Source organism: Pseudomonas sp. Marseille-Q5115 (assembly GCF_916618905.1).
Classification (GTDB): domain Bacteria; phylum Pseudomonadota; class Gammaproteobacteria; order Pseudomonadales; family Pseudomonadaceae; genus Aquipseudomonas; species Aquipseudomonas japonica_A.
In genome coordinates, this window is record NZ_CAKAKI010000001.1 from 4,224,897 (window position 1) to 4,246,949 (window position 22,053).

Here is a 22,053-nt window from a genome sequence, read left to right on the forward strand (position 1 = left end):
ATGGCTGCCGCGAGGTGCTCGCGGCGGCTAAAAACACAGAAATAAGCGGGTGATCTGAGCGTTTTTGATCGATTTGCCGCTTTTAAAATCGGCAGGGGCTGAAGTCAGCCAGAAATACACAACTACTTCAGACCATCCATAGCGAAAACAGAGACGTCTTAATAACGCCAATTGACTAAACGACACTTAAACCGCCGGGGCTGCTCCTTAGGCGCTCATTCACCCTCAAAAGCCCCTCACATTTTCTTTTATAGAAGTCAGTTTCAGCCTCATAAATAGCAATCTTCGACAAGGCTTGATCTCTTTCTTTTCGCATGACTTCAACCTGTTTCCTCAATTCTCCATTTATTACCCTCAGCGTCTTTTTTTGCGTTGAAGCGAACACCTCAAGCTCTGATGCTTCTCGAATACTAGAGTTATGAGCGTCGATTGCATCACGAACATGAGAATTCCATGGACTATTGAGGGCAACATTACTTTTCAAGCCCGCACCAGACCAAACGTCCTTGTAAGACCATAGCGCATCTGGTTTTTCCTTCCCCAGTTTCTCAACAACCTTCAACATTGCTTCAGTATTTTTTACCTTCAGGGCCTCTCGATTTTCCTTGAGGCCTACCAAACTGCCACGAGGTTTTTTATTATTCACAATTTAAGCCATCCATTTGACTGAGCAATTTATCAATTTCAGAGATCCTGTCATCTAAATGGGCCACCTTTAGTGGCTGACCAGAAAAGAAGTCTCTCATTCTTTGATTCTCGCTCTTACGCCAGGTCAAGGTTCGCCTCATACCTTCAGCGGGAATAATAGAATTATTACAATCCGCTGGACGACAGTTTGCACTATCTCCCCCACAAAGCGCCTTTTTGGCTCTAAACATACACAAGCCATCATCCATTTGCTCAATAAGCGCTTTCTTGGATAGATTATCCAAGAGCCGCTCTCTATCATCGGCAGACATACCCATAAAAGCCTTCCTATACCCCTCAACCTCATCAGCACCACCGCCAATAATAGGGGCCTGAGTCAGCATAATTTCGTCGTACTTCTCTCTAGACAGGGTAAATTTCTCCTGCTGCAATTCAGAGTAGAGATTTAAGTCACCGTAATTCTTCGTCATCTCAATATCAAAGTGCTTCAATTGATCTTGAAGCTCAACCAAACCAAGACCACTCCTAATCATAAGTCGTGAGAACTTCTTTCTAAACTGATGTGTCGCAACCGGCCACACCTCCCCATCAAATTCCACACAATGATATTCAGCATATTTTTTTAAGGCGCCATTTATGGTAGAAAGTGAGATCCTTTCACCGGTGTTTAGGTAGCCCGAGAAAAGAAAAGAATTTCCTCTCTTATAACGATGAGCCAAGCCTTGTTCAAGCGCCTCCAAAACACGCTCGACGTAAGGAATCGTTTGCCAGAGGTAGCTAGTAGCATCATGCTGCAATTTATTCGTTTTCGACATCAAGAAATAAAAATATTTAACCCCACCATCAACGCTAACCGGTCGCACACTCCAATTATTAGCACGACCAACCTTAATATGGGCCATTTCATGGAACCGCATACCTGAAAACATCGCTATCAAAATATAACCAGCCACAAGGAGCCTTGACTCCAATGTCTTTACTTGATGCCAAGAAGAAATACCATATCTATCCCAAGGAAATGGATTAATCACCTCCACAGAATGCTTATACTCACCAGTGGGCAGCAGCTTTCTAGAAGTTGCTCTTCCAGACTTATATTCCTTACGCTTCGCCCTTATTTCCTCCAATTTGCCAGCAATAGATAAATCATCTATCGCACATTGAATTAGCTTCTTCGCAACCGAGTCCGGCATCTCTGGTGTAGTCTGATATTTTCTAGGTAGTTTTTTCTGCGCACGATCCTTAGCCCATTCCGTTTCACTGCGACTATCTCCAAAAGGCCAAGTACACAATCCGTCAGTAAGCTTTCCAGATTGCTCATAGAGCCACGAGAGCCCATAAATTCTTGACTTAAGCGTCCTATCCGTAATCAATCCTCCAGCTTTATTTGCGGACTCAGCCACCCAATCCTGAAACGCCTGAAAATCAAGATCGATAACATCAGAAAATCTGTCGATCCCCGCTTCTCTCATGAACCTTAAAAGACTTCTGACCCCCTTTGTCATTGCAACGCAAATAGTTGACCACTTGGGATATGTAGAGGGAGGATCAACCAACAATGAATAACAATACTCCTTAACCGAACTCAAATAACACTCATAACCCGGCATGGTTATATCGCTACCATCCTCAAAATGAATCTGGCTGAACTTAAGAACAACGGCCCTTGAGCGTAAACTTGGATACTCAGCAGAAAAATCCCAAACATTATCTTTATAAAATGACAATGCCGATATCTTAATTTTCGCTCTAACCGCCTCCGACACGCCCTTGAGATTAGTGTAAAAGCCCAGCTCATTATTCAACTCTTGGACAATATCTCTCGTAAATAAATATAGAGGAGAGCCTAAACGATCAACCATGCTTTCTCTCCTCATACAAGGAAATATCCCACTCCGGGATTGGAAAACTCAGAGCCTCAGACCTTATCCTCTCAATAACGCCTGAGTCATATTTTACAAGTATATAATTCTCCCAAATGAATCGCTTCTCAGAAGTAGCCTTCCTGTGCTCCAAATCAGTTATATCTCCAACCTGCAAAAGATAATCATGAAAGGCAATGAAGCAGAAGTACTTCTTTATATCAAGAAAGGTTATTATTAAATTCTGACACCCCAAACACACCTCATTACTAGCGCTACATAAGGACCCAGTTTTTTGCCCAGAAACAGGAGATTTCATCGGATCCCTGCAGTGATTTAAAAGAGCCTCGTGCATTCCTTGAGTACTCTCACTTGCTTCCAGAGACTCGCTAATCAAAGAGCCATCCTCAGCAGAGGAAAGTCGAACAAAAACTGCATCCTGATGAACTGCTCGTCGGGTCAGAAAGATTGGATCATCTAACCGCCTCAAATAATCAGCAGTTGTTGAAAGCCTAGCATGTCCTAATAACGCCTGAAGATAGTTCATATCTTCAGTCCTTAAGTATTCACTCCAAGCCATTGCTGGACGAATCAGTCGCGCCTGAATAGATAAAGGTTTACCATCACTGCTTGTTAATGCATGTTTTCGTGAAAAAGCTTGAAGAGCCCTTTTAAATGCGGAGCTACCTAGAGGCTGGCTAACTTTGAAACGATTGGCGTTTGCAATCCACAACTCATCTTGGCCGTCTTCCCTAATAGACTCGGTAATAGCACTCACCCGTTTAATTATCATCGCAGGCCAGCTATCGTTGCCTTTATCAGTAGGAATGGTCATTCCTTTCTTAAAAGACCGATACTTTTTCCAGTTAATCATGACACGACCATCATTCAACGGGTCAGGAACTAGGCAGTCTATTGTCAGGCGCTGGACAGTAAATGGATTCAACTGCGTTCTAATCAAGAGCAACAAGTAATATGGAATCAGGTCCTCTGCTTGAACCCAGCGATATACACCCAACTCCTTGTAAAAATCCTTTATCCTTCCCCCAAAATATTCTTTCAAAGCCCCCCAGAACTCTGGCGCAATTTTCTTCAATTCACTGCCAGATAGAGCTCTGCAACCTAATTTGTTTTCCCAGTACCAGACAAGATAATCTTTCTTTTTCCATGGCGTACGGTAATTGATAGGACAAGGCAACCCCAAATACTTTGGTTTATAATCAGGGCCAGCACCTATGCGGTCATAAAACTCGCTCAAATACTTGACACTGCCATTTTTACCATCCAGTGCCGTAGACTGAAAAAAAGCCTGCCCTTTTGGCAGCTTGTAAAGTGCATTGCTATTAAGCCTCATACATCCACAATTATTCTCCCACCACCAGATTCTATATTCTTCACTGGCCCAATATGACCTACTGCCAGACGGACCAATAGGAGCCACATCTTCTAATGGCGGAGCTATTCCAATCCATTTAGGCTGATACGTCTTCTCAAACTTAGACGCGCTTTCACGCATCCCACGCACAGCCGCATTGAGAATACCTTTCAACTCTTCCTGATCATATCCAATACAGGACGAGACAAGCGAGCTTGACTTGGGAAAGGCATTACGAACGGGAATAAAACTATCGCTAACCTTATAATGGCTACTCATTTGCAAAAATACGGGTGAAATTTTTCGATACATAGAGGCCGCAGTTGAATAGCTTAAACTTTTATCCTTTTTTAGCCATTCCGCAAAGTATCGCAGCGTATCCCCTGAGAGCTGCTCTGCTCTATAGAGCAGAACACTTTCAAGAAATTTAAAGAACCTTGGAAGTATCTCGATAATCGCCAACCGACTTAAATGCCCCATCATATTTCTTCGCCTGTAAATAGCCCACACCACTACTCCGAGCACATCCCGAAATGAATCAGAGTATGGCTTGTCACTTAAGTCATATGCATATATTTTCGCCGTGTTCTTACATTCCGCAGTGAATTTAAGCTCTGTTTCAGCACGTTCCTCAGCCACAGTAAGGAAATAAAGAGAGCTAGACCTGTTTTCATCCATTAGCAGCCCCTATCAATCTATCAATCTCATCCTGTAGAGCTCTATATGTCCCAGCGTAGGAAATCAGTAAAGCCGTATGGACATAGAAATTCCGAGTCGTGTTCTCATTGGAGTGCCCCATTAAATTGGCCAACCCCGCCAGATCTTTATTCAAAAGGTAATGGTAAGTACCATATGTATGTCTTAACACATGAGGTACGGTCTTAACCCCAAGCCTCTCACTTGCCCTGGTAAACAACTTTTCTATCCAGTTAGCTGTCAACCTTCGACCTTTTTCACTTAAGAAGAGCACATCATCTACAACATCATTTCCAGCGATCGATTCTATTTTTTCTACAACTCTTTGCCTGTCAAAATCTACGTACTGCCAAAACTTAACAAGCAGCTTATTGGGTATCAAAACCAGTCTTGCTTTCCCCCCCTTGCCGATAACTCTCGCTGGAGTCGAGTGCCCTCTTAGATTAACCTCGGGCAGATCTTTTAAAGGAAACCCTACTACTTCAGATATCCTAAGTCCCGACTGAAGCATAAACGCTCCAATCAACTTATTCCTTAGCCTTACTTCTGAATTAGCGACCCCCGAAACCTCGGAAAGGGTATCAATGAACTTAACAGCAGTTTCCAAGATAAGAAATTTTGTATGATCTTTTATTTCTCTTGAGTGATGTCCTTTGGTGTTATATTTTTTCCGCAACCCGCCGTATGAGCTAGCGACCTCAATTGGATTCAAATCGGGACATAACTTTTTCTCATAACACCATACAAGATAGCGATAAGCACCTGTCGCTCTTGCATTTACAGTATTCCAGCTAAGCGGCACTCCAGATGCCTTTCGATAACCACAGAGCGCATCTACGTAGCTGTCAAAGACATCATCCGTAACATCTATAAGTTCAATTCCGGAGTTTTCCGACCAAACCAAAAACTCTTTAATATGTTCCGCGATAGTTTTCATACTTTTCGGCATTAATCGGCGGGACAAAAACCGCATGTAGGCGTTTGCCTCGCTATATGGTTCAGCTGAATCATTGAAAAACTGCGGAATTTTATGTGAGAGCTGTGATAGCCTCGAATCGTGACTACTGCGAAAGTCAACATTGACAATCAGAACCATGTACTCTCCTCTGTGACCTGTCGCAAAGCCAGTACAAAACAAAGATAAGCCCGGAACGGCTAAATCCAGTTACTCAATTTTTTAAGAAACAAAACTTCGGAACTTTGCGGAAACGCCGAATACGCCTCGGTATCGCGAAATAGCTAATCTGCAACACTCATGGTTGCTGGGCTGCATATTTCGAGAAAGGATCTTCTCAGACCATTCGTAGAAGCTAGGCTGGCGGTGATATCAGTTTACATAGATAGCTGCCAGGCCAAGTCATACTAACAGGGCATGCGCCAGGGCAACGACATCGGCACGCAGTACCGCTCGGTGATCTTCACTACCAGCGAAGCTCAGTTGCACGCAGCACTGGGCAGCCGCGAAGCGTTCCAGGCCGAACTGAGCAAGGCAGGCCACCCGGATATCACCACTGATGTTCAGCAAGCCCCGGCCTTCTACTATGCCGAGGCGTACCACCAGCAGTACCTGGCCAAGAACCCGGGCGGTTACTGCGGTATCGGTGGCACCGGGGTTTGCCTGCCCGCGTAAGGGCTGCCCGCCCGGTTACTCGGGGATCGGCCAGTCCACGCGCCAGCTGCCTTGGGTCTGGCCCAGTAACTGGGCCAACCACGGTAGCAAGGCCTTCAGTTCTTCCTCCAGCCCCCATGGGGGGTTGGCGATGGCAAGGCCCGAGCCATTGAGGCGAGTGTCTGTATCCGCGGGATGCACGAACAGCTCGGCCTTGAGCAGCTTGGGCGCCCCGGTACTGGTCAGCTCCTGATAGAAACGGCGCAAGCCTTTCTCGTCCTTGATCGGGTACCACACCACAACCACGGTCTGGCGCATGCGGGCGATACTTTCCTTGATCGCACGCGTGCAGCGCTGCAGTTCATCGGGCTGCTCGAACGGCGGGTCGATCAACATGACCGCGCGTTTTTCGGGAGTCGGCAGCAGTGCCCGGGGTACATGCCACCCTTCCCCCCTGTGAACCGCCACGCGCGGGTCGCGCTTCATGTTTTCCTTTAACGCCAGGCCATCGTCGGGATGTTTTTCGTTGAACTGCAGGCTGTCCTGCTGCCGCGCCAGCCGGCGGGCCAGTTCGGGCGAACCGGGGTAGTAACGCAGATCGCCGTCAGGGTTGAGCTTGCGGAGAATACGGAGGTAATCCGCAGCCAGCTCAGGCGGGTTTTCTACCGCCCACAGCCGCGTAACGCCTTCCAGGTACTCACCCGTGCGGCTCGCCTGATCCCCTTGGAGGTCATACAAGCCGACCCCGGCGTGGGTGTCCAGGTAAGCGAAGGGTTGCTCCTTTCGCGACATCAACGCGATAAGGCGGCTAAGCACCAGGTGCTTGAAGACATCGGCATGGTTGCCGGCATGGAAGGCGTGGCGGTAATTCATGGTTACTCCTGCAGGGTGCTGGAGTTTACCGTGCCCCGGCCCTGTCGCCAAAGGCGAAGGGCCGGGTGGCGGTCAGCCGCGGTCGCCGCGCCAGGCTTTGTCTGCTACTTCAAACTGCCGCTTGACGGTTTCGCCAGGCTCACTCAGCAGGCTTGCCAGCACAATGGCCAGGCAGGCGAGCACGAAGCCAGGGATGATTTCGTAGACGGCGCTGTGCCCGTACATTTTCCATAGCACCACCGTCACGGCACCTGTGACGATGCCGGCCAGCGCGCCATAACGGGTCATGCCTTTCCACAGGACCGAAATGATCACCACCGGCCCGAATGCGGCGCCGAATCCGGCCCAGGCATAACTCACCAGCCCCAGTACTCGGCTATCCGGATCGGCCGCAAGCACAATGGCGATCACGGCAACCAGCAGCACCATGGCACGGCCTACCCACACCAGCTCACGCTGGGATGCCGACTTGCGCAAGAAATGGCGATAAAAGTCTTCGGTCAGGGCGCTGGAACACACCAGCAGCTGGCAACTCAGCGTACTCATCACCGCCGCCAGAATGGCCGACAGCAGCACACCGGCTACCCAGGGGTTGAACAGGATCTTCGCCAGCTCGATGAATATCCGCTCGGGGTTACCCGCCAGCGCCACCGCCTGCTCAGGGTTAGCCTGGAAATAACCGATGCCGAAGAAGCCTACAGAGCAAGTGCCGGCCAGGCAGAGGATCATCCAGGTCATGGAAATGCGCCGTGCCTTGACGATGGATTTTACCGAATCGGCCGCCATGAAACGGGCGAGGATATGCGGCTGGCCAAAATAGCCCAGGCCCCAGGCCAGCAGAGAAACAATACCGATCCAGGTAGTGCCCCGGAGCATATCGAAACTTTCGGGGTGGGCGCTTTCGATGTGCAGGAAAGTGGTATCTACCCCGCCCGTGGCCAACAGCACCGCTATGGGCGTGAGAATCAGGGCAAACAGCATCAGCGAGGCTTGTACGGTGTCGGTCCAGCTTACGGCAAGGAAGCCACCGATGAAGGTGTACGCAACCGTCGCAAGGGCGCCCACCCACAGCGCTTGTTCATAGGGCAGGCCAAAGGTGCTTTCGAACAGCCGGGCACCGGCGACGATGCCGGAGGCACAATAAATGGTGAAAAACACCAGAATCACGACTGCTGAAATAATCCGCAGAACGCCGCTGGTGTCGTTGAAGCGCGAGGCAAAGTAATCCGGCAAGGTAAGCGCATCGCCGCAGTGCTCGGTGTGAATCCTTAACCGGCCCGCCACCAGCCGCCAGTTGAGGTAAGCGCCGGCCACAAGGCCAAGGGCAATCCACCCCTCGGACAAACCGCTGACGTAGATGGCCCCCGGCAGCCCCATCAATAGCCAGCCGCTCATGTCAGAAGCACCGGCGGACAATGCCGTGACCAGGCCACCCAGGCGGCGACCGCCCAGAATGTAATCGGAAAGATCGCGTGTGCCGCGCCAGGCCAGCAAGCCAATCAGCAACATCACGCCGATATAGACTAGAAAAGAGATTAACGTAGGGTTACTAAAGCTCATTCGGCGGGATACTCATGTCCTTGTTATTGGAGGTGCACCTTGGTTGCACCGAGAGGGGGCATCCTATGGACTTGCCAACGGACGTTTCAAGGCGAGTTCGGCAGTTTCGGAATGGTCCTACATGCCTACAGCCGAAGGTTGCGAACGAACTCGACCGAATACCGGCATCTTGCACCGTTTTCGAGCATCCAGCGTTTGAATCCCGCTCGTCCCGCGCGCTGTAAATAGTTCAACTTTTTGGGTTGCACTGGGTTGCACCCCGCAAAGGCCACGGATAATCTTGCCGCCACGCACAAGCCACGCGACAGTGGCAACCCGATGAGGATAATTAAATGGCGACGACCACCCTTGGGGTCAAACTCGACGACCCTACCCGCGAACGCCTGAAAGCCGCGGCGCAGTCCATCGACCGCACTCCGCATTGGCTGATCAAGCAAGCGATCTTCAATTACCTCGAAAAACTCGAGGGTGGCGCGTCCCTGACCGAACTCGACGGTAGTGCAGCCAGCGTCAATGACGACGCGGGCGAAGTGCAGCCAGACCACGCTCACCAATGCTTCCTGGAGTTCGCCGAAAGCATCCTTCCGCAGTCGGTACTTCGTGCGGCCATTACAGGCGCCTACCGCCGCCCCGAGCAGGAAATGGTCCCCATGCTGCTGGAGCAAGCGCGCCTGCCCGCGCCGATGGCCGAGGCCGCCAACAAGCTGGCTGCCGGTATCGCCGAAAAGCTGCGCAATCAGAAGAACGCCACCGGCCGCGCAGGCCTGGTACAAGGCCTGTTGCAGGAGTTCTCGTTGTCTTCCCAGGAAGGCGTCGCGCTCATGTGCCTGGCCGAAGCGCTGTTGCGTATTCCCGACAAGGGTACCCGCGATGCATTGATCCGCGACAAGATCAGCAACGGCAACTGGCAGCCACACCTGGGCAACAGCCCGTCCCTGTTCGTGAACGCCGCCACCTGGGGGCTGCTGCTCACCGGCAAGCTGGTGTCCACTCATAACGAAGCGGGGCTTACGTCCTCGCTCAGCCGGATCATCGGCAAGCGCGGCGAGCCCATGATTCGCAAAGGCGTGGACATGGCCATGCGCCTGATGGGTGAGCAGTTCGTCACGGGCGAAACCATTGCCGAAGCGTTGGCCAATGCCAGCAAGTTCGAGAGCAAGGGTTTCCGATACTCCTACGACATGCTGGGCGAGGCCGCGCTCACCGAACACGACGCGCAGAAATACCTGGCTTCGTACGAGCAAGCGATCCACTCCATCGGCAAGGCATCCCACGGCCGTGGCATCTACGAAGGCCCGGGCATCTCGATCAAGCTTTCCGCCCTGCACCCGCGCTACAGCCGCGCCCAGTACGAGCGCGTGATGGATGAGCTGTATCCACGCCTGCTGTCGCTCACCTTGCTGGCCAAGCAATACGACATCGGCCTGAATATCGACGCCGAGGAAGCCGATCGCCTGGAGCTGTCGCTGGACCTGCTCGAGCGCCTGTGCTTCGAACCTCAACTGGCAGGCTGGAACGGCATCGGCTTCGTGATCCAGGCCTACCAGAAGCGCTGCCCGTACGTGATCGACTATGTGATCGACCTGGCTCGCCGCAGCCGTCATCGCCTGATGATCCGCCTGGTGAAAGGTGCCTACTGGGACAGCGAGATCAAGCGTGCCCAGGTCGAAGGCCTGGAGGGCTACCCGGTGTATACCCGCAAGGTCTACACCGACGTCTCCTACATCGCCTGTGCTCGCAAGCTGCTGTCGGTGCCCGAAGCGATCTACCCGCAGTTCGCTACCCACAACGCCCATACCCTGGCGGCTATCTATCAGATTGCCGGCCAGAACTACTACCCCGGCCAGTACGAGTTCCAGTGCCTGCATGGCATGGGCGAGCCGCTGTACGAGCAAGTGGTAGGCAAGGTTGCCGACGGCAAGCTGAATCGCCCATGCCGTGTGTATGCACCGGTGGGCACGCACGAAACCTTGCTGGCCTATCTGGTCCGCCGGCTGCTTGAGAACGGCGCGAACACGTCCTTCGTCAACCGCATCGCTGACCACTCGATCTCCATCCAGGAACTGGTGGCCGACCCCGTGGCGACCATCGAGCGCATGGGCGCGCAGGAAGGCGCATTCGGCCTGCCCCATCCGCGCATCCCATTGCCACGCGACCTCTATGGCAGCGAGCGCAGCAACTCGTCCGGTATCGACCTGGCGAACGAGCACCGCCTGGCCTCGCTGAGCAGCGCCCTGCTGGCCACCGCTCATAATGACTGGAAGGCCGGCCCGATCCTCGGCTGTGAAGCCTCGCAAGCCCCTGCCCAGCCCGTGCTTAACCCGTCGGATCACCGCGACGTGGTCGGCCACGTGCAGGAGGCAGATATTGCCGATGTCGATGCCGCCATTCAGTGCGCACTGATCAACGGCCCGATCTGGCAAGCCACGCCGCCAGCCGAGCGTGCCGCCATCCTGGAGCGCGCCGCTGACCTGATGGAAGCGCAGATCCAGCCACTGATGGGCTTGCTGGTGCGCGAGGCCGGTAAAACCTTCGCCAACGCCATCGCCGAAGTGCGCGAGGCCGTGGACTTCCTGCGCTACTACGCCGTGCAGGCACGCCATGACTTCAACAACGATGCGCACCGCCCGTTGGGCCCAGTGGTGTGTATCAGCCCGTGGAACTTCCCACTGGCCATCTTCACCGGCCAGGTAGCCGCAGCGCTGGCCGCGGGGAACCCGGTACTGGCCAAGCCCGCCGAACAAACCCCGCTGGTCGCCGCCCAGGCCGTACGCATGCTGCTTGAAGCGGGCATTCCGGAAGGCGTGGTGCAATTGCTGCCGGGGCGCGGTGAAACCGTCGGCGCGGGGCTGGTGGGTGACGAGCGCGTGAAGGGTGTGATGTTCACCGGTTCGACCGACGTGGCGCGGCTGCTCCAGCGCAACATCGCCGGCCGCCTCGATGCCCAGGGCCGCCCAATCCCGCTGATCGCCGAAACCGGCGGGCAGAACGCAATGATCGTGGACTCCTCGGCGCTCACCGAGCAGGTGGTGATCGACGTGGTGTCTTCGGCCTTCGACAGTGCCGGCCAGCGTTGCTCGGCCCTGCGCGTGCTGTGCCTGCAGGAAGACAGCGCCGACCGCGTGATCGAAATGCTCAAGGGCGCCATGGCCCAGGCGCGCCTCGGCAACCCGGAACGCCTGTCTGTGGACATTGGCCCGGTGATCGACGCCGAAGCCAAGGCGGGTATCGAGCAGCACATCCAGGCGATGCGCGAGAAAGGCCGCACGGTGTACCAGGTGGCGATCGCCGATACCGCCGAATGCCGCCGCGGCACCTTCGTGATGCCTACCTTGATCGAACTCGAAAGCTTCGACGAACTCGAGCGGGAGATCTTCGGGCCGGTCCTGCACGTGGTGCGCTACAAGCGCCGTGAGCTGGATGCCTTGATTGGCCAGATCAACGCCTCCGGTTATGGGCTCACCCTGGGCGTACATACGCGTATCGACGAGACGATCGCCAAGGTCACCGAGAACGTCAATGCGGGCAACATGTACGTGAACCGCAACATCGTGGGGGCCGTCGTGGGCGTGCAGCCATTCGGTGGCGAAGGCCTTTCCGGCACCGGGCCGAAGGCGGGCGGGCCGCTGTACTTGTACCGCCTGCTGTCAACTCGGCCGGCGGACGCGGTTAGCCGTACCTTCGACCGTAGCGACATCGGCACCCCGGACAGCCGCGTGCACGATCTGCTGCTCAAGCCGCTGCAGGCACTCAAGGCATGGGCCGAAAGCAATCAGCAATCGGGGCTGGTGGACGTCTGCAACCACTACGCGGCCCAGTCGCAGAGCGGTATCTCCCGTCTGCTCCCAGGCCCTACCGGCGAGCGCAACAGCTACGTGATCCTGCCTCGCGAACACGTGCTCTGCCTGGCGGACTCCGAGGCCGACTTGCTGGCCCAGCTGGCTGCGGTACTGGCGGTCGGTAGCCGTGCCGTAATGCTGGAAGGCGAACCCGCCCGTAGCGTAGTGAGCCGCCTGCCGAAGGACGTTCAGGCACGCATTCAGCTGATCGCCGACTGGAAACGCGACGAGGCGGCCTTCGACGCGGTTATCCATCACGGCGACTCGGATCAGTTGCGCGCGGTATGCGAAGTGATCGCCGGGCGCGCCGGTGCCATTGTTGGCGTTCAAGGGCTGTCCCACGGCGAAACCAATATCGCTCTGGAGCGCCTGGTGATCGAGCGGGCAGTGAGCGTGAACACTGCTGCGGCAGGCGGGAATGCCAGCCTTATGACTATCGGCTGACCTCAGGGAGGTCGACGGAAACGGCCCGGCATTCGCTGGGCCGTTTTTGTTTGGGCGCGATGATTTTGACTACTTTTATTAACCAACCCTTTTGACACATGGCCGAAGGCACGGGTTAGAATCGGTTGGCACGTTCTCTGCACGTGCCTTCGCCCTTGATTTGAATGGAGTACGGCCCTTGGATGCAACAACCATCAACAGCCTGTTTCTCATCGGCGCGTTGCTGGTCGGTGCAAGCATTCTGGTCAGCTCCCTGTCGTCCCGGCTCGGCATCCCGATTCTCGTCATTATCCTTGCGGTGGGGATGGTCGCCGGGGTGGACGGTGCAGGCATTGTCTTTGATAACTACCCCACCGCTTACCTGGTCGGTAACCTCGCCCTCGCGGTAATCCTGCTCGATGGCGGCTTGCGCACCCGGGTTGCAAGCTTTCGGGTGGCGCTCTGGCCCGCGCTGTCACTGGCCACCGTTGGTGTACTTATCACTACCGGCCTTACCGGCATGGCCGCAGCCTGGCTGTTCGACCTCAACCTGATACAAGGCCTGTTGATTGGGGCCATCGTCGGCTCTACCGACGCCGCCGCGGTGTTTTCGCTGCTGGGTGGCAAGGGGCTGAACGAGCGGGTAACCGCTACCCTGGAGATCGAGTCGGGCAGCAACGACCCCATGGCCGTGTTCCTTACAGTCACACTGATCGACATGCTTGCAAGCGGGGAAACCGGCTTCCACTGGGGCCTGCTGCTTCACCTGTTGCAAGAGTTCGGCATAGGCGGCGTGCTGGGCCTGGGCGGCGGCTGGGTAATGCTTTATCTGGTAAACCGTATCAACCTGGCCAACGGCCTGTACCCTTTGCTGGTTATCAGCGGCGGCCTTGCGGTGTTCGCGCTCACCAACGCCTTGCATGGGAGCGGCTTCCTGGCGGTCTACTTGTGCGGCCTTGTGATCGGCAACCGGCCTGTACGCAGCCGCCACGGCATACTGCACATGCTCGACGGCATGGCCTGGCTTGCCCAGATCGGCATGTTCCTTGTGCTGGGGCTGCTGGTGACACCGCACGATTTGCTGCCTATCGCCCTGCCGGCGCTCGCGCTGGCCCTGTGGATGATTCTCTTCGCTCGTCCGCTGTCGGTCCTCGTAGGGCTGGCGCCGTTCAAGGCGTTCCATGGCCGCGAAAAAGGCTTCATCTGCTGGGTCGGGTTGCGTGGGGCCGTCCCTATCATTCTTGCGGTGTTCCCGCTGATGGCCGGCTTGCCCCATGCTCAGCTGTATTTCAACCTGGCCTTCTTCATCGTGTTGGTGTCGCTGTTGGTACAGGGCACCAGCTTGCCTTGGGTGGCCAAGCTGTTGAAGGTAACGGTGCCGCCCGACCCCGCACCCATTTCCCGTTCGGCGCTGGAGGTGCATCACACCAGCGAGTGGGAGCTGTTCGTGTATCGCCTCGGGGCCGAAAAGTGGTGCATCGGCGCCGCGCTACGTGAACTGAAAATGCCGGAAGGCACCCGTATCGCCGCCTTGTTCCGCAACGAACAATTGCTGCACCCCTCGGGCAGCACGGTGCTGGAAGTGAATGACATTCTCTGCGTGATCGGCCATGAACACGACCTGCCAGCCTTGGGCAAGCTGTTCAGCCAGGCGCCGCAGCGTGGGCTGGACCTGCGCTTCTTCGGCGACTTCGTGCTGGAGGGCGATGCCGAACTGGGTGCCGTGGCCGCGCTGTACGGCCTGCGCCTGGACGGCGAAGATCCACAAACACCGTTGGGCCGCTTCATCAGCAGCCGCGTGGGTGGTGCACCGGTGGTCGGCGACCAGGTGGAATGGAACAACACCCTCTGGACCGTTGCCGTCATGGATGCCAATCGCATTGCCAAGGTGGGCGTGCGATTCCCGGAAGGCAGCAAGCCAGGGCCTGGTTTGTTCCTGTAAGTATTCCCCCTGGCCGCGCAAGCGGCGGCCGCTGGTGGAATGAAAAACATTCGGGAAACATATCGCTGCCACAGCGAGGGCTTAAGCCCGTAAAATACGCCGTTCAGTCATTTGACCTGTTTTGAACATGCCTATCTTGCGCGCCCTCCTGTGTACTGCCCTGCTTGGTTTCTTCACGCCCGCAATCTTCGCCGCGGACGCTCCAACCACCGACTCGGTCCAGCAGAGCCTGGACCACATCGCCGATCGAAAGCTCTCCGATCCGGACCAGAAAGCCCTGGAACAGGTGCTCGAACAAACCCTTACGTACCTGTCTACGAAGGCCGATCGCGAGCAGCAGTTGGCGACGGTCAAGCAGCAGATCGCCGAAGCACCCCGGCAAACCGCCGACAACCAGCACGACCTCGACCGCCTCAAGGCCACGAGGGTGCAGCCGGTCACGCAGCGGTACGCGAACTTCACGGTGCCTCAGCTCGAACAATTGCTCACCGACCGTGGCACCCAGCAGAGCGACCTGCAGAAGGCCCTGGGCGACGCCAACACCTTGGCGATCACCGCTCAAACCCGGCCTGAGCGGGCGCAAACCGAAATCGCCGACGCGCAGACCCGCATTCAGCAGATCAACCTCATCCTCAAAAGCGGCAAGGACAGCGGCAAGCTGATCGGCGCCGACCTTCGCAACCAGTACCTGGCCGAACAGGCTTCGCTGAACGCGCTGATCGCCCTGCGGCGTCAGGAGCTGGCCGGCAACAGCCTCCTGCAAGACCTGGGCAACAGCCAGCATGACCTCCTTATCGAAAAAATCGGCCGCCTTGCCCAGGAAGTGCAGGACCTGCAGTCGCTGATCAACCAGAAACGCCTAGCGCAATCCCAGGAAACGGTCACCCAGCAATCGCTCGAAGCGCAAAAGGCAGGCAACAGCAGCCTGCTGGCCACCGAAAGCGCGACGAACGTGAAACTTTCGGATTACCTGCTGCGCAGTACCGACGAGCTCAACGAACTCACTCAGCGAAACCTGCATACCAAGCAACAGCTGGACACGGTGACCCAGGCCGACCAGGCCCTGGACGAGCAGATCAACGTGCTCAAGGGCAGCCTGCTGCTTTCCAAGATCCTCTACACCCAGAAGCAGGCATTGCCAGCGCTCAAGGTGGATCGCAATCTGGCCGACAAGATCGCCGATATTCGCCTGTACCAGTTTGAGATCAATCAGCAGCGCGAGGCGCTGAGCAGCCCTGGCACCTATGTGGAGGCCCTGCTTGCCACCCAGCCCGCCGAAGTGATAACGCCCGCGCTGCGCAAATCCCTGCTCGACATCGCCATTACCCGGGCCGACCTGCTGGAGCGGTTGAACCGGGAACTGAGCGCCCTGCTGAACGAATCCATCACCCTGCAGTTGAATCAGAAGCAGCTGCTGGACACCGCTCAGGGGTTGCGTGCCACCCTCGATGAGCAGATGTTCTGGATACCCAGCAACAAGCCCCTGGATACGGAATGGCTGGGTAACCTGCCACGCCGCCTCGCCAAGCAGGTGACCACGCTGCCGTGGGCTTCCAGTGTAAGCGAGCTGAGCGATGGCCTTACTCAACGGCCGCTGCTGTTCGTTCCCTTGCTGGTCGCGATCGGCGCCCTGCTATGGCGGCGCAAGTACCTCTACGGCAAGCTCACCCAGGTGCATCGCAACGTTGGGCATTTCCGCCGCGACAGCCAGTGGAATACGCCGCTGGCGATCCTGGTGAACGTGTTGCTCGCCATGCCGGTGGCATTGGCTCTGGCGGTATGCGGCATTGCACTGCAAATCGACGCCCGGGGCCAAAACCTGAGCCTGGGCTCGGCACTGCTGCAAATGGCCAAGGCGTGGCTCATGTTCTATACGGCCTATCGGATACTCGCGCCTGGCGGCGTGGCTGAGTTGCACTTCCGCTGGGAACGGGCTCAGGTTGCGTTCCTCCAGGGCTGGGTGCGCCGGCTCGGTATCGTGGTCATGGCCCTGGTGGGCGTGGTGGCAGTGGCGGAGCTGCAACCTTCGGGCCTTGCAGACGATGCCCTGGGCATCCTTGTCGTACTCGCCTGCTTCGCCCTCATGGCCTGGCTGCTCAGCCGCCTGTTGCTTGCCAGCCCTACCCACCGCAACGCCTCGCTGTTCCGGCGGTTGATCGCCGTACTGTTCACACTCCTGCCGGTGGGCCTGTTCCTGGCCGTGTGCTTCGGCTACTACTACACCGCGCTCAAGCTCACCGACCGGTTGATTGCCACGCTGTACCTGATGATGTTCTGGCTTGTGATCGAAGCGGCTTTCGTGCGCGGCCTGAGCGTCGCGGCTCGGCGCCTGGCTTATAACCGCGCGCTGAGCAAGCGTCAGGCGGCCAGGGAAGTCGGCGGCGACCCGGAAACCGTGATCGAGGAGCCCACCCTGGATATCGACCAAGTCAACCAGCAGTCGCTGCGGTTGATTCGGCTGGTGCTGCTGGGCAGCTTCCTTGGCGCGCTCTATTGGGTGTGGTCAGACCTGATCAGCGTGTTCGCCTACCTGGACAACATCACCCTGTACGAATACACCAGCGGAACCGGCACCAGCATGAGCATGGTACCGATCAGCCTGGGCGACTTCCTGGGGGCGCTGGTGATCGTCTGCATCACCTTCGTGCTGGCGGGCAACCTGCCGGGCTTGTTGGAGGTGTTCGTACTGTCCAAGCTCAACCTGGCCCAGGGCAGCGCCTACGCCACCACTACCTTGATGTCGTACACCATCGCGGGCGTAGGCTTCGTTACCACGCTGTCCACGCTTGGCGTGAGCTGGGACAAGCTGCAATGGCTGGTGGCGGCGCTCTCGGTGGGGCTCGGCTTCGGCATGCAGGAGATCTTCGCCAACTTCATTTCGGGGATCATGATCCTGTTCGAGCGCCCTGTGCGTATCGGCGACACCATCACCATCGGCAACCTGTCGGGCACCGTCAGCAAGATACGTATCCGCGCGACCACGATCACGGACTTCGATCGCAAGGACATCATCGTCCCCAACAAAACCTTCATTACCGGTCAACTGATCAACTGGTCGCTCACCGATACCATCACTCGGGTTACGTTGAAAATCGGCGTGGACTACGGCTCGGACCTGGACACCGTGCGCAAGCTGCTGCTGGAAGCTGCGGACGAAAACCCCCGGGTACTGAAGGAGCCCGCGCCTATCGTGTACTTCCTGGCCTTCGGCGAAAGCAGCCTTGACCATGAATTGCGGATGCACGTGCGGGACCTGGGGGATCGCAACCCGGCACTGGACGAGATCAACCGATTCATCAACCGGGAATTCAAGAAACACGGCGTGAACATCTCCTTCCGTCAGCTGGAGGTGCACTTGAAGAACCCGCAAGTCGTCGAGGAGCAGCTGCTGCTGCGTAAATCGAATCCCGATCAAACCGATTCAGCGTGAGAAAGGTCCATCCTTTATGAGCCTTTGCGGGGAGCTCCGATGAAAGCGCTGGACGAACTCGAATTCGATAACCGCTTCGCCCGGCTGGGAGACGCGTTTTCCACCCAGGTACTGCCGGAGCCCATCGAGGCGCCTCGGCTGGTCATCGCCAGCGAGGCCGCCATGGGGCTGCTGGATCTGGACGCGGCCCAGGCAGCTACGCCACTCTTTGCCGAGGTGTTCAGCGGCCACAAGCTATGGGCAGAGGCAGAGCCCAGGGCGATGGTGTATTCCGGCCATCAGTTCGGCCAATACAACCCGCAGCTTGGAGACGGGCGTGGATTGTTGCTTGGCGAAGTGGTGAACGACGCCGGCGAGCACTGGGACCTTCATCTCAAGGGCGCGGGGCAAACGCCGTGGTCACGGATGGGCGATGGCCGAGCGGTGCTGCGTTCGTCGATTCGAGAATTTCTGGCCTCCGAAGCGCTGCATGCGCTGGGCATCCCCAGCACTCGCGCGTTGTGCGTTACGGCGTCCGATACCCCCGTATGGCGCGAACGCCAGGAGCGCGCCGCCATGCTGCTGCGGCTTTCGCCCAGCCACGTCCGGTTCGGCCATTTCGAGTATTTCTACTACACGCGCCAGCCTGAGTTGCACAAGCAACTGGCGGACCACGTACTCAGCGCTCATTTCCCGGAGTGCGCGGCTGAAGAGCAGCCTTACCTCGCCATGTTCAGAAGCGTGGTCGAGCGCACCGCCGAAATGATTGCCAAATGGCAAGCGTACGGCTTCTGCCATGGCGTAATGAATACAGACAACATGTCCATCCTGGGGCTTACCTTCGATTTCGGCCCCTATGCGTTTCTCGATGACTTTGACGCACGCTTTATCTGCAACCACTCCGATAATCAGGGCCGCTACGCCTATAGCAACCAGGTGCCTATTGCCCACTGGAACCTGAGCGCACTGGCCCAGGCGCTTACGCCACTGATCGAAGTGGATGCTTTGCGGGAGGCGCTGGAATTGTTCCTTCCCTTGTTCCAGGCCAGTTACCTGGACCTGATGCGCCGTCGCCTGGGCCTGGTAACGGCCGAGGAAGAAGACCAGGGGCTTGTGGAGCGCCTGTTGCAGCTGATGCAGAACAGCGCCGTGGATTACAACCTGTTCTTCCGCCACCTTGGTGAGCAGGCACCGGGCCCGGCGATCAAACAGTTACGTGACCACTTTGTGGACCTATCCGGGTTTGATGGGTGGGGGGCGCTGTACCTTGATCGCCTCGCACGCCAGCCCGACGAGGCTCCCGCTACTCGCACGGCGCGTATGAATGCCGTGAACCCGCTGTACATCCTGCGCAACTACCTGGCGCAAAATGCCATCGAAGCGGCAGAGGCGGGTGACTACAGCGAAGTTCGCCGCCTGCATCAGGTACTGAGCAACCCCTTCGAAGCACAAGCGGGTATGGACGCCTACGCTCAGCGGCCGCCAGATTGGGGCAAGCACCTGGAGATCAGCTGCTCTTCCTGACAGGGCAGCCAGGCTCGCCTCGCTCAAACCGCTTTTCAATCCTGTATGATCGCGGCATCTGAACCAGGCCCTCCTCCCATGGCTTCGAGATCTTTCGGGAATACCCTGCGCCGGCTCTGGGCGCGGGATAAATTCAGCTACAGCGTGCGGGTATTCATCGCCCTGACAGGCAGCATGGCGTTGTGCTGGTCACGGAACGACTTGCATATGCTGATCCCTCTGTTCCTGGGGATCATTGCCAGCGCACTGGCCGAAACCGACGATAATTGGCAGGGCCGCCTCAATGCACTCCTGGTGACCTTGGTGTGCTTCAGCGTTGCGGCGTTCTCGGTAGAGCTACTATTCCCCTACCCCATCATTTTTGTGGCGTCCATGGCGTTGGCCAGTTTCGCCCTGACCATGCTGGGGGCGCTGGGCGAGCGATACGGGGCCATCGCCTATGCCACGCTGATCCTCTCGGTGTACACCATGATCGGCGTGGACCAACGAGGTGGCGAGCTCACCAGCTACTGGCATGAGCCAGCCTTGCTGGTCGCGGGCGCGGCCTGGTATGGGGTGCTCTCGGTCGTGTGGCAGGCCCTGTTCTCCAACCAGCCCGTGCAGCAAGGGCTGGCCCGAGTGTTCCGCGAGCTCGGGTTGTACCTGAAGCTCAAATCATCACTGTTCGAGCCCATCCGGGGGCTGGATGTAGAGGGGCGGCGGCTGGAGCTCGCCCGGCAGAACGGTCGGGTGGTGGCCGCGCTGAACACCTCCAAGGAAATCATCTTCAACCGCGTTGGCAGTTCCCGCCCGGGCTCCAAGGTCAGCCGCTACCTGAAGCTGTATTTTCTGGCGCAGGACATTCATGAACGGGCAAGCTCCACTCACTACCCGTATAACGCACTCGCCGAAGCGTTCTTTCATAGCGATGTACTGTTTCGCTGCCAGCGCTTGTTGCGCCAGCAGGGAAAGGCATGCGAACGCTTGTCCGAGACGCTGCAACTGCGGCAGCCATTTATTTATGACGATACCTTCGCCGAAGCGTTGAGCGACCTCCACGCCTCACTGGAGCACCTTCGCATCCAGAGTAACCCGGCATGGAAGGGCCTGCTGCGATCGTTGCGGGCGCTGGCGACCAACCTGGGCACCTTGGACCGGCTGCTGAGCGATGCCAGTAACCCTGACATTCTTGCAGAAGCCACCGACAGCAGCCTGCTGGATCGCTCGCCACGCAGCTTCAAGGATGTATGGGCCCGCCTGCGGCAGAACCTTACCCCCACGTCGTTGCTGTTCCGCCATGCGTTGCGCCTGCCCCTGGCGCTGACCATAGGCTATGGCATGGTTCACCTGATTCACCCCAGCCAAGGCTACTGGATCATCCTCACCACGCTGTTCGTGTGTCAGCCAAGCTATGGTGCTACCCGGCGCAAGCTGGGCCAGCGAATCATCGGCACTGCTATCGGGCTTACCGCAGGCTGGGCGCTGTTTGACCTGTTCCCCAACCCTGTGGTGCAATCGCTGTTCGCGGTAGTGGCAGGCCTGGTGTTCTTCGTCAACCGCACCACGCGCTATACGCTGGCGACTGCGGCGATCACGCTGATGGTGCTGTTCTGTTTCAACCAGACGGGCAATGGCTATGGCCTGTTCCTGCCGCGGCTGCTGGATACCCTCTTGGGCAGCCTGATCGCCGGCCTGTGCGTGTTTCTGTTCCTCCCCGACTGGCAGGGGCGGCGCTTGAACAAGGTGCTGGCAAACACACTCAGCTGCAGCAGTGCTTACCTGCGGCAGATCCTGAGACAGTACGCCGAGGGCAAGCGCGACGACCTCGCCTACCGATTGGCCCGGCGCAACGCCCACAACGCGGACGCCGCCCTATCCACCACGCTGTCGAACATGCTGCTGGAACCGGGGCACTTTCGCAAAGAGGCCGACGCCGGGTTCCGCTTTCTGGTGTTGTCCCACACGCTGCTGAGCTATCTCTCCGGGCTGGGCGCGCACCGTGGCACCAGTTTGCCGGAGCCCGTACGCGAGGAACTGATAACCGGCGTGGGCGAGCAACTGGCCAATAGCCTGGAAACAATAGCCAAGGGCCTGGCCGAGCGCAGCAGCATTGCGGTGCATAACGAAGAGGAGCAGGCCCTGGCCGAGCATCTGGAGCAGATGCCGGAGGAAATGGACGAAAGCCAACGGCTGGTACAAGCCCAGTTGGCCCTTATCGTTAGTCATCTCGCCCCGCTGCGCACCATGGCGGCGCATCTGGCGCAGCCCAGGCCGGCCGCTACCCGCGCGCCGGTGCTCTAGGCGGCAAACCCCC

11 protein-coding genes and 1 pseudogene are annotated in these 22,053 nt (G+C 57.0%); 6 read left to right on the forward strand and 6 right to left on the reverse strand.

Annotation, left to right across the window (positions count from 1 at the left end; translation table 11 throughout):
• Positions 1-175: 175 nt before the first annotated feature.
• Genes LG385_RS19265 through LG385_RS19280 form a run of 4 tightly spaced genes read right to left on the reverse strand, consistent with a single transcriptional unit; the run spans position 176 to position 5,677 of the window.
• The gene (locus tag LG385_RS19265) at positions 176-646 is read right to left on the reverse strand and encodes a hypothetical protein (RefSeq protein ID WP_225775528.1); all 471 of its coding nucleotides are present in this window, start codon (positions 644-646) and stop codon (positions 176-178) included.
• Entirely contained in the window at positions 639-2,510 is a 1,872-nt protein-coding gene (locus tag LG385_RS19270; protein ID WP_015275425.1) for a tyrosine-type recombinase/integrase, read from the reverse strand. The genes LG385_RS19265 and LG385_RS19270 overlap by 8 nt, the downstream gene beginning before the upstream one ends.
• Complete coding sequence (locus LG385_RS19275; RefSeq protein ID WP_225775529.1) at positions 2,503-4,563, reverse strand: hypothetical protein; 2,061 nt, start codon at positions 4,561-4,563, stop codon at positions 2,503-2,505. The genes LG385_RS19270 and LG385_RS19275 overlap by 8 nt, the downstream gene beginning before the upstream one ends.
• Positions 4,556-5,677: a tyrosine-type recombinase/integrase gene (locus LG385_RS19280; RefSeq protein ID WP_003246636.1), complete on the reverse strand. Its 1,122-nt coding sequence runs from the start codon at positions 5,675-5,677 to the stop codon at positions 4,556-4,558. Before LG385_RS19280 ends, LG385_RS19275 begins: the two co-directional genes overlap by 8 nt.
• Before the next feature lie 270 nt (positions 5,678-5,947).
• Between LG385_RS19280 and LG385_RS19285 the strand changes: the two are divergent.
• Positions 5,948-6,211: pseudogene (locus tag LG385_RS19285) on the forward strand (peptide-methionine (S)-S-oxide reductase); the annotation flags it as partial.
• A gap of 15 nt (positions 6,212-6,226) precedes the next feature.
• Here LG385_RS19285 and LG385_RS19290 read toward each other — a convergent pair.
• Positions 6,227-7,063: a 23S rRNA (adenine(2030)-N(6))-methyltransferase RlmJ gene (locus LG385_RS19290; protein ID WP_225775530.1), complete on the reverse strand. Its 837-nt coding sequence runs from the start codon at positions 7,061-7,063 to the stop codon at positions 6,227-6,229.
• A gap of 72 nt (positions 7,064-7,135) precedes the next feature.
• Positions 7,136-8,623: a sodium/proline symporter PutP gene (putP, locus tag LG385_RS19295; RefSeq protein WP_225775531.1), complete on the reverse strand. Its 1,488-nt coding sequence runs from the start codon at positions 8,621-8,623 to the stop codon at positions 7,136-7,138.
• 332 nt (positions 8,624-8,955) lie between these two features.
• Between putP and putA the strand changes: the two genes are divergently transcribed.
• From putA to yccS, 5 genes are all read left to right on the forward strand, one after another.
• Positions 8,956-12,906 carry a trifunctional transcriptional regulator/proline dehydrogenase/L-glutamate gamma-semialdehyde dehydrogenase gene (gene putA / locus LG385_RS19300; RefSeq protein WP_225775532.1) on the forward strand — a complete coding sequence of 1,317 codons (3,951 nt, stop codon included), beginning with the start codon at positions 8,956-8,958 and terminating at the stop codon, positions 12,904-12,906.
• A 178-nt stretch (positions 12,907-13,084) separates the two neighbouring features.
• A complete protein-coding gene (locus tag LG385_RS19305) occupies positions 13,085-14,827 on the forward strand; it encodes a potassium/proton antiporter (protein WP_225775533.1) in 1,743 nt (580 codons plus the stop codon).
• 127 nt (positions 14,828-14,954) lie between these two features.
• Entirely contained in the window at positions 14,955-18,257 is a 3,303-nt protein-coding gene (gene mscK, locus LG385_RS19310; protein WP_225775534.1) for a mechanosensitive channel MscK, read from the forward strand.
• Between the two features lie 39 nt (positions 18,258-18,296).
• Positions 18,297-19,760, forward strand: coding sequence for a protein adenylyltransferase SelO (gene selO / locus LG385_RS19315; protein WP_225775535.1), 1,464 nt, complete (start codon positions 18,297-18,299; stop codon positions 19,758-19,760).
• Between the two features lie 78 nt (positions 19,761-19,838).
• Positions 19,839-22,040: a YccS family putative transporter gene (yccS, locus tag LG385_RS19320; RefSeq protein ID WP_225775536.1), complete on the forward strand. Its 2,202-nt coding sequence runs from the start codon at positions 19,839-19,841 to the stop codon at positions 22,038-22,040.
• The last annotated feature ends 13 nt before the right edge of the window (positions 22,041-22,053 follow it).

What these genes read in the sequence shown, in the direction of transcription:
- LG385_RS19270 (WP_015275425.1), bottom strand. Translation starts at nt 2,510, where the DNA reads ATGGTTGATCGTTTAGGCTCTCCTCTATATTTATTTACGAGAGATATT.
- LG385_RS19275 (WP_225775529.1), bottom strand. Translation starts at nt 4,563, where the DNA reads ATGGATGAAAACAGGTCTAGCTCTCTTTATTTCCTTACTGTGGCTGAG.
- LG385_RS19280 (WP_003246636.1), bottom strand. Translation starts at nt 5,677, where the DNA reads ATGGTTCTGATTGTCAATGTTGACTTTCGCAGTAGTCACGATTCGAGG.
- LG385_RS19290 (WP_225775530.1), bottom strand. Translation starts at nt 7,063, where the DNA reads ATGAATTACCGCCACGCCTTCCATGCCGGCAACCATGCCGATGTCTTC.
- putP (WP_225775531.1), bottom strand. Translation starts at nt 8,623, where the DNA reads ATGAGCTTTAGTAACCCTACGTTAATCTCTTTTCTAGTCTATATCGGC.
- putA (WP_225775532.1), top strand. Translation starts at nt 8,956, where the DNA reads ATGGCGACGACCACCCTTGGGGTCAAACTCGACGACCCTACCCGCGAA.
- mscK (WP_225775534.1), top strand. Translation starts at nt 14,955, where the DNA reads ATGCCTATCTTGCGCGCCCTCCTGTGTACTGCCCTGCTTGGTTTCTTC.
- selO (WP_225775535.1), top strand. Translation starts at nt 18,297, where the DNA reads ATGAAAGCGCTGGACGAACTCGAATTCGATAACCGCTTCGCCCGGCTG.
- yccS (WP_225775536.1), top strand. Translation starts at nt 19,839, where the DNA reads ATGGCTTCGAGATCTTTCGGGAATACCCTGCGCCGGCTCTGGGCGCGG.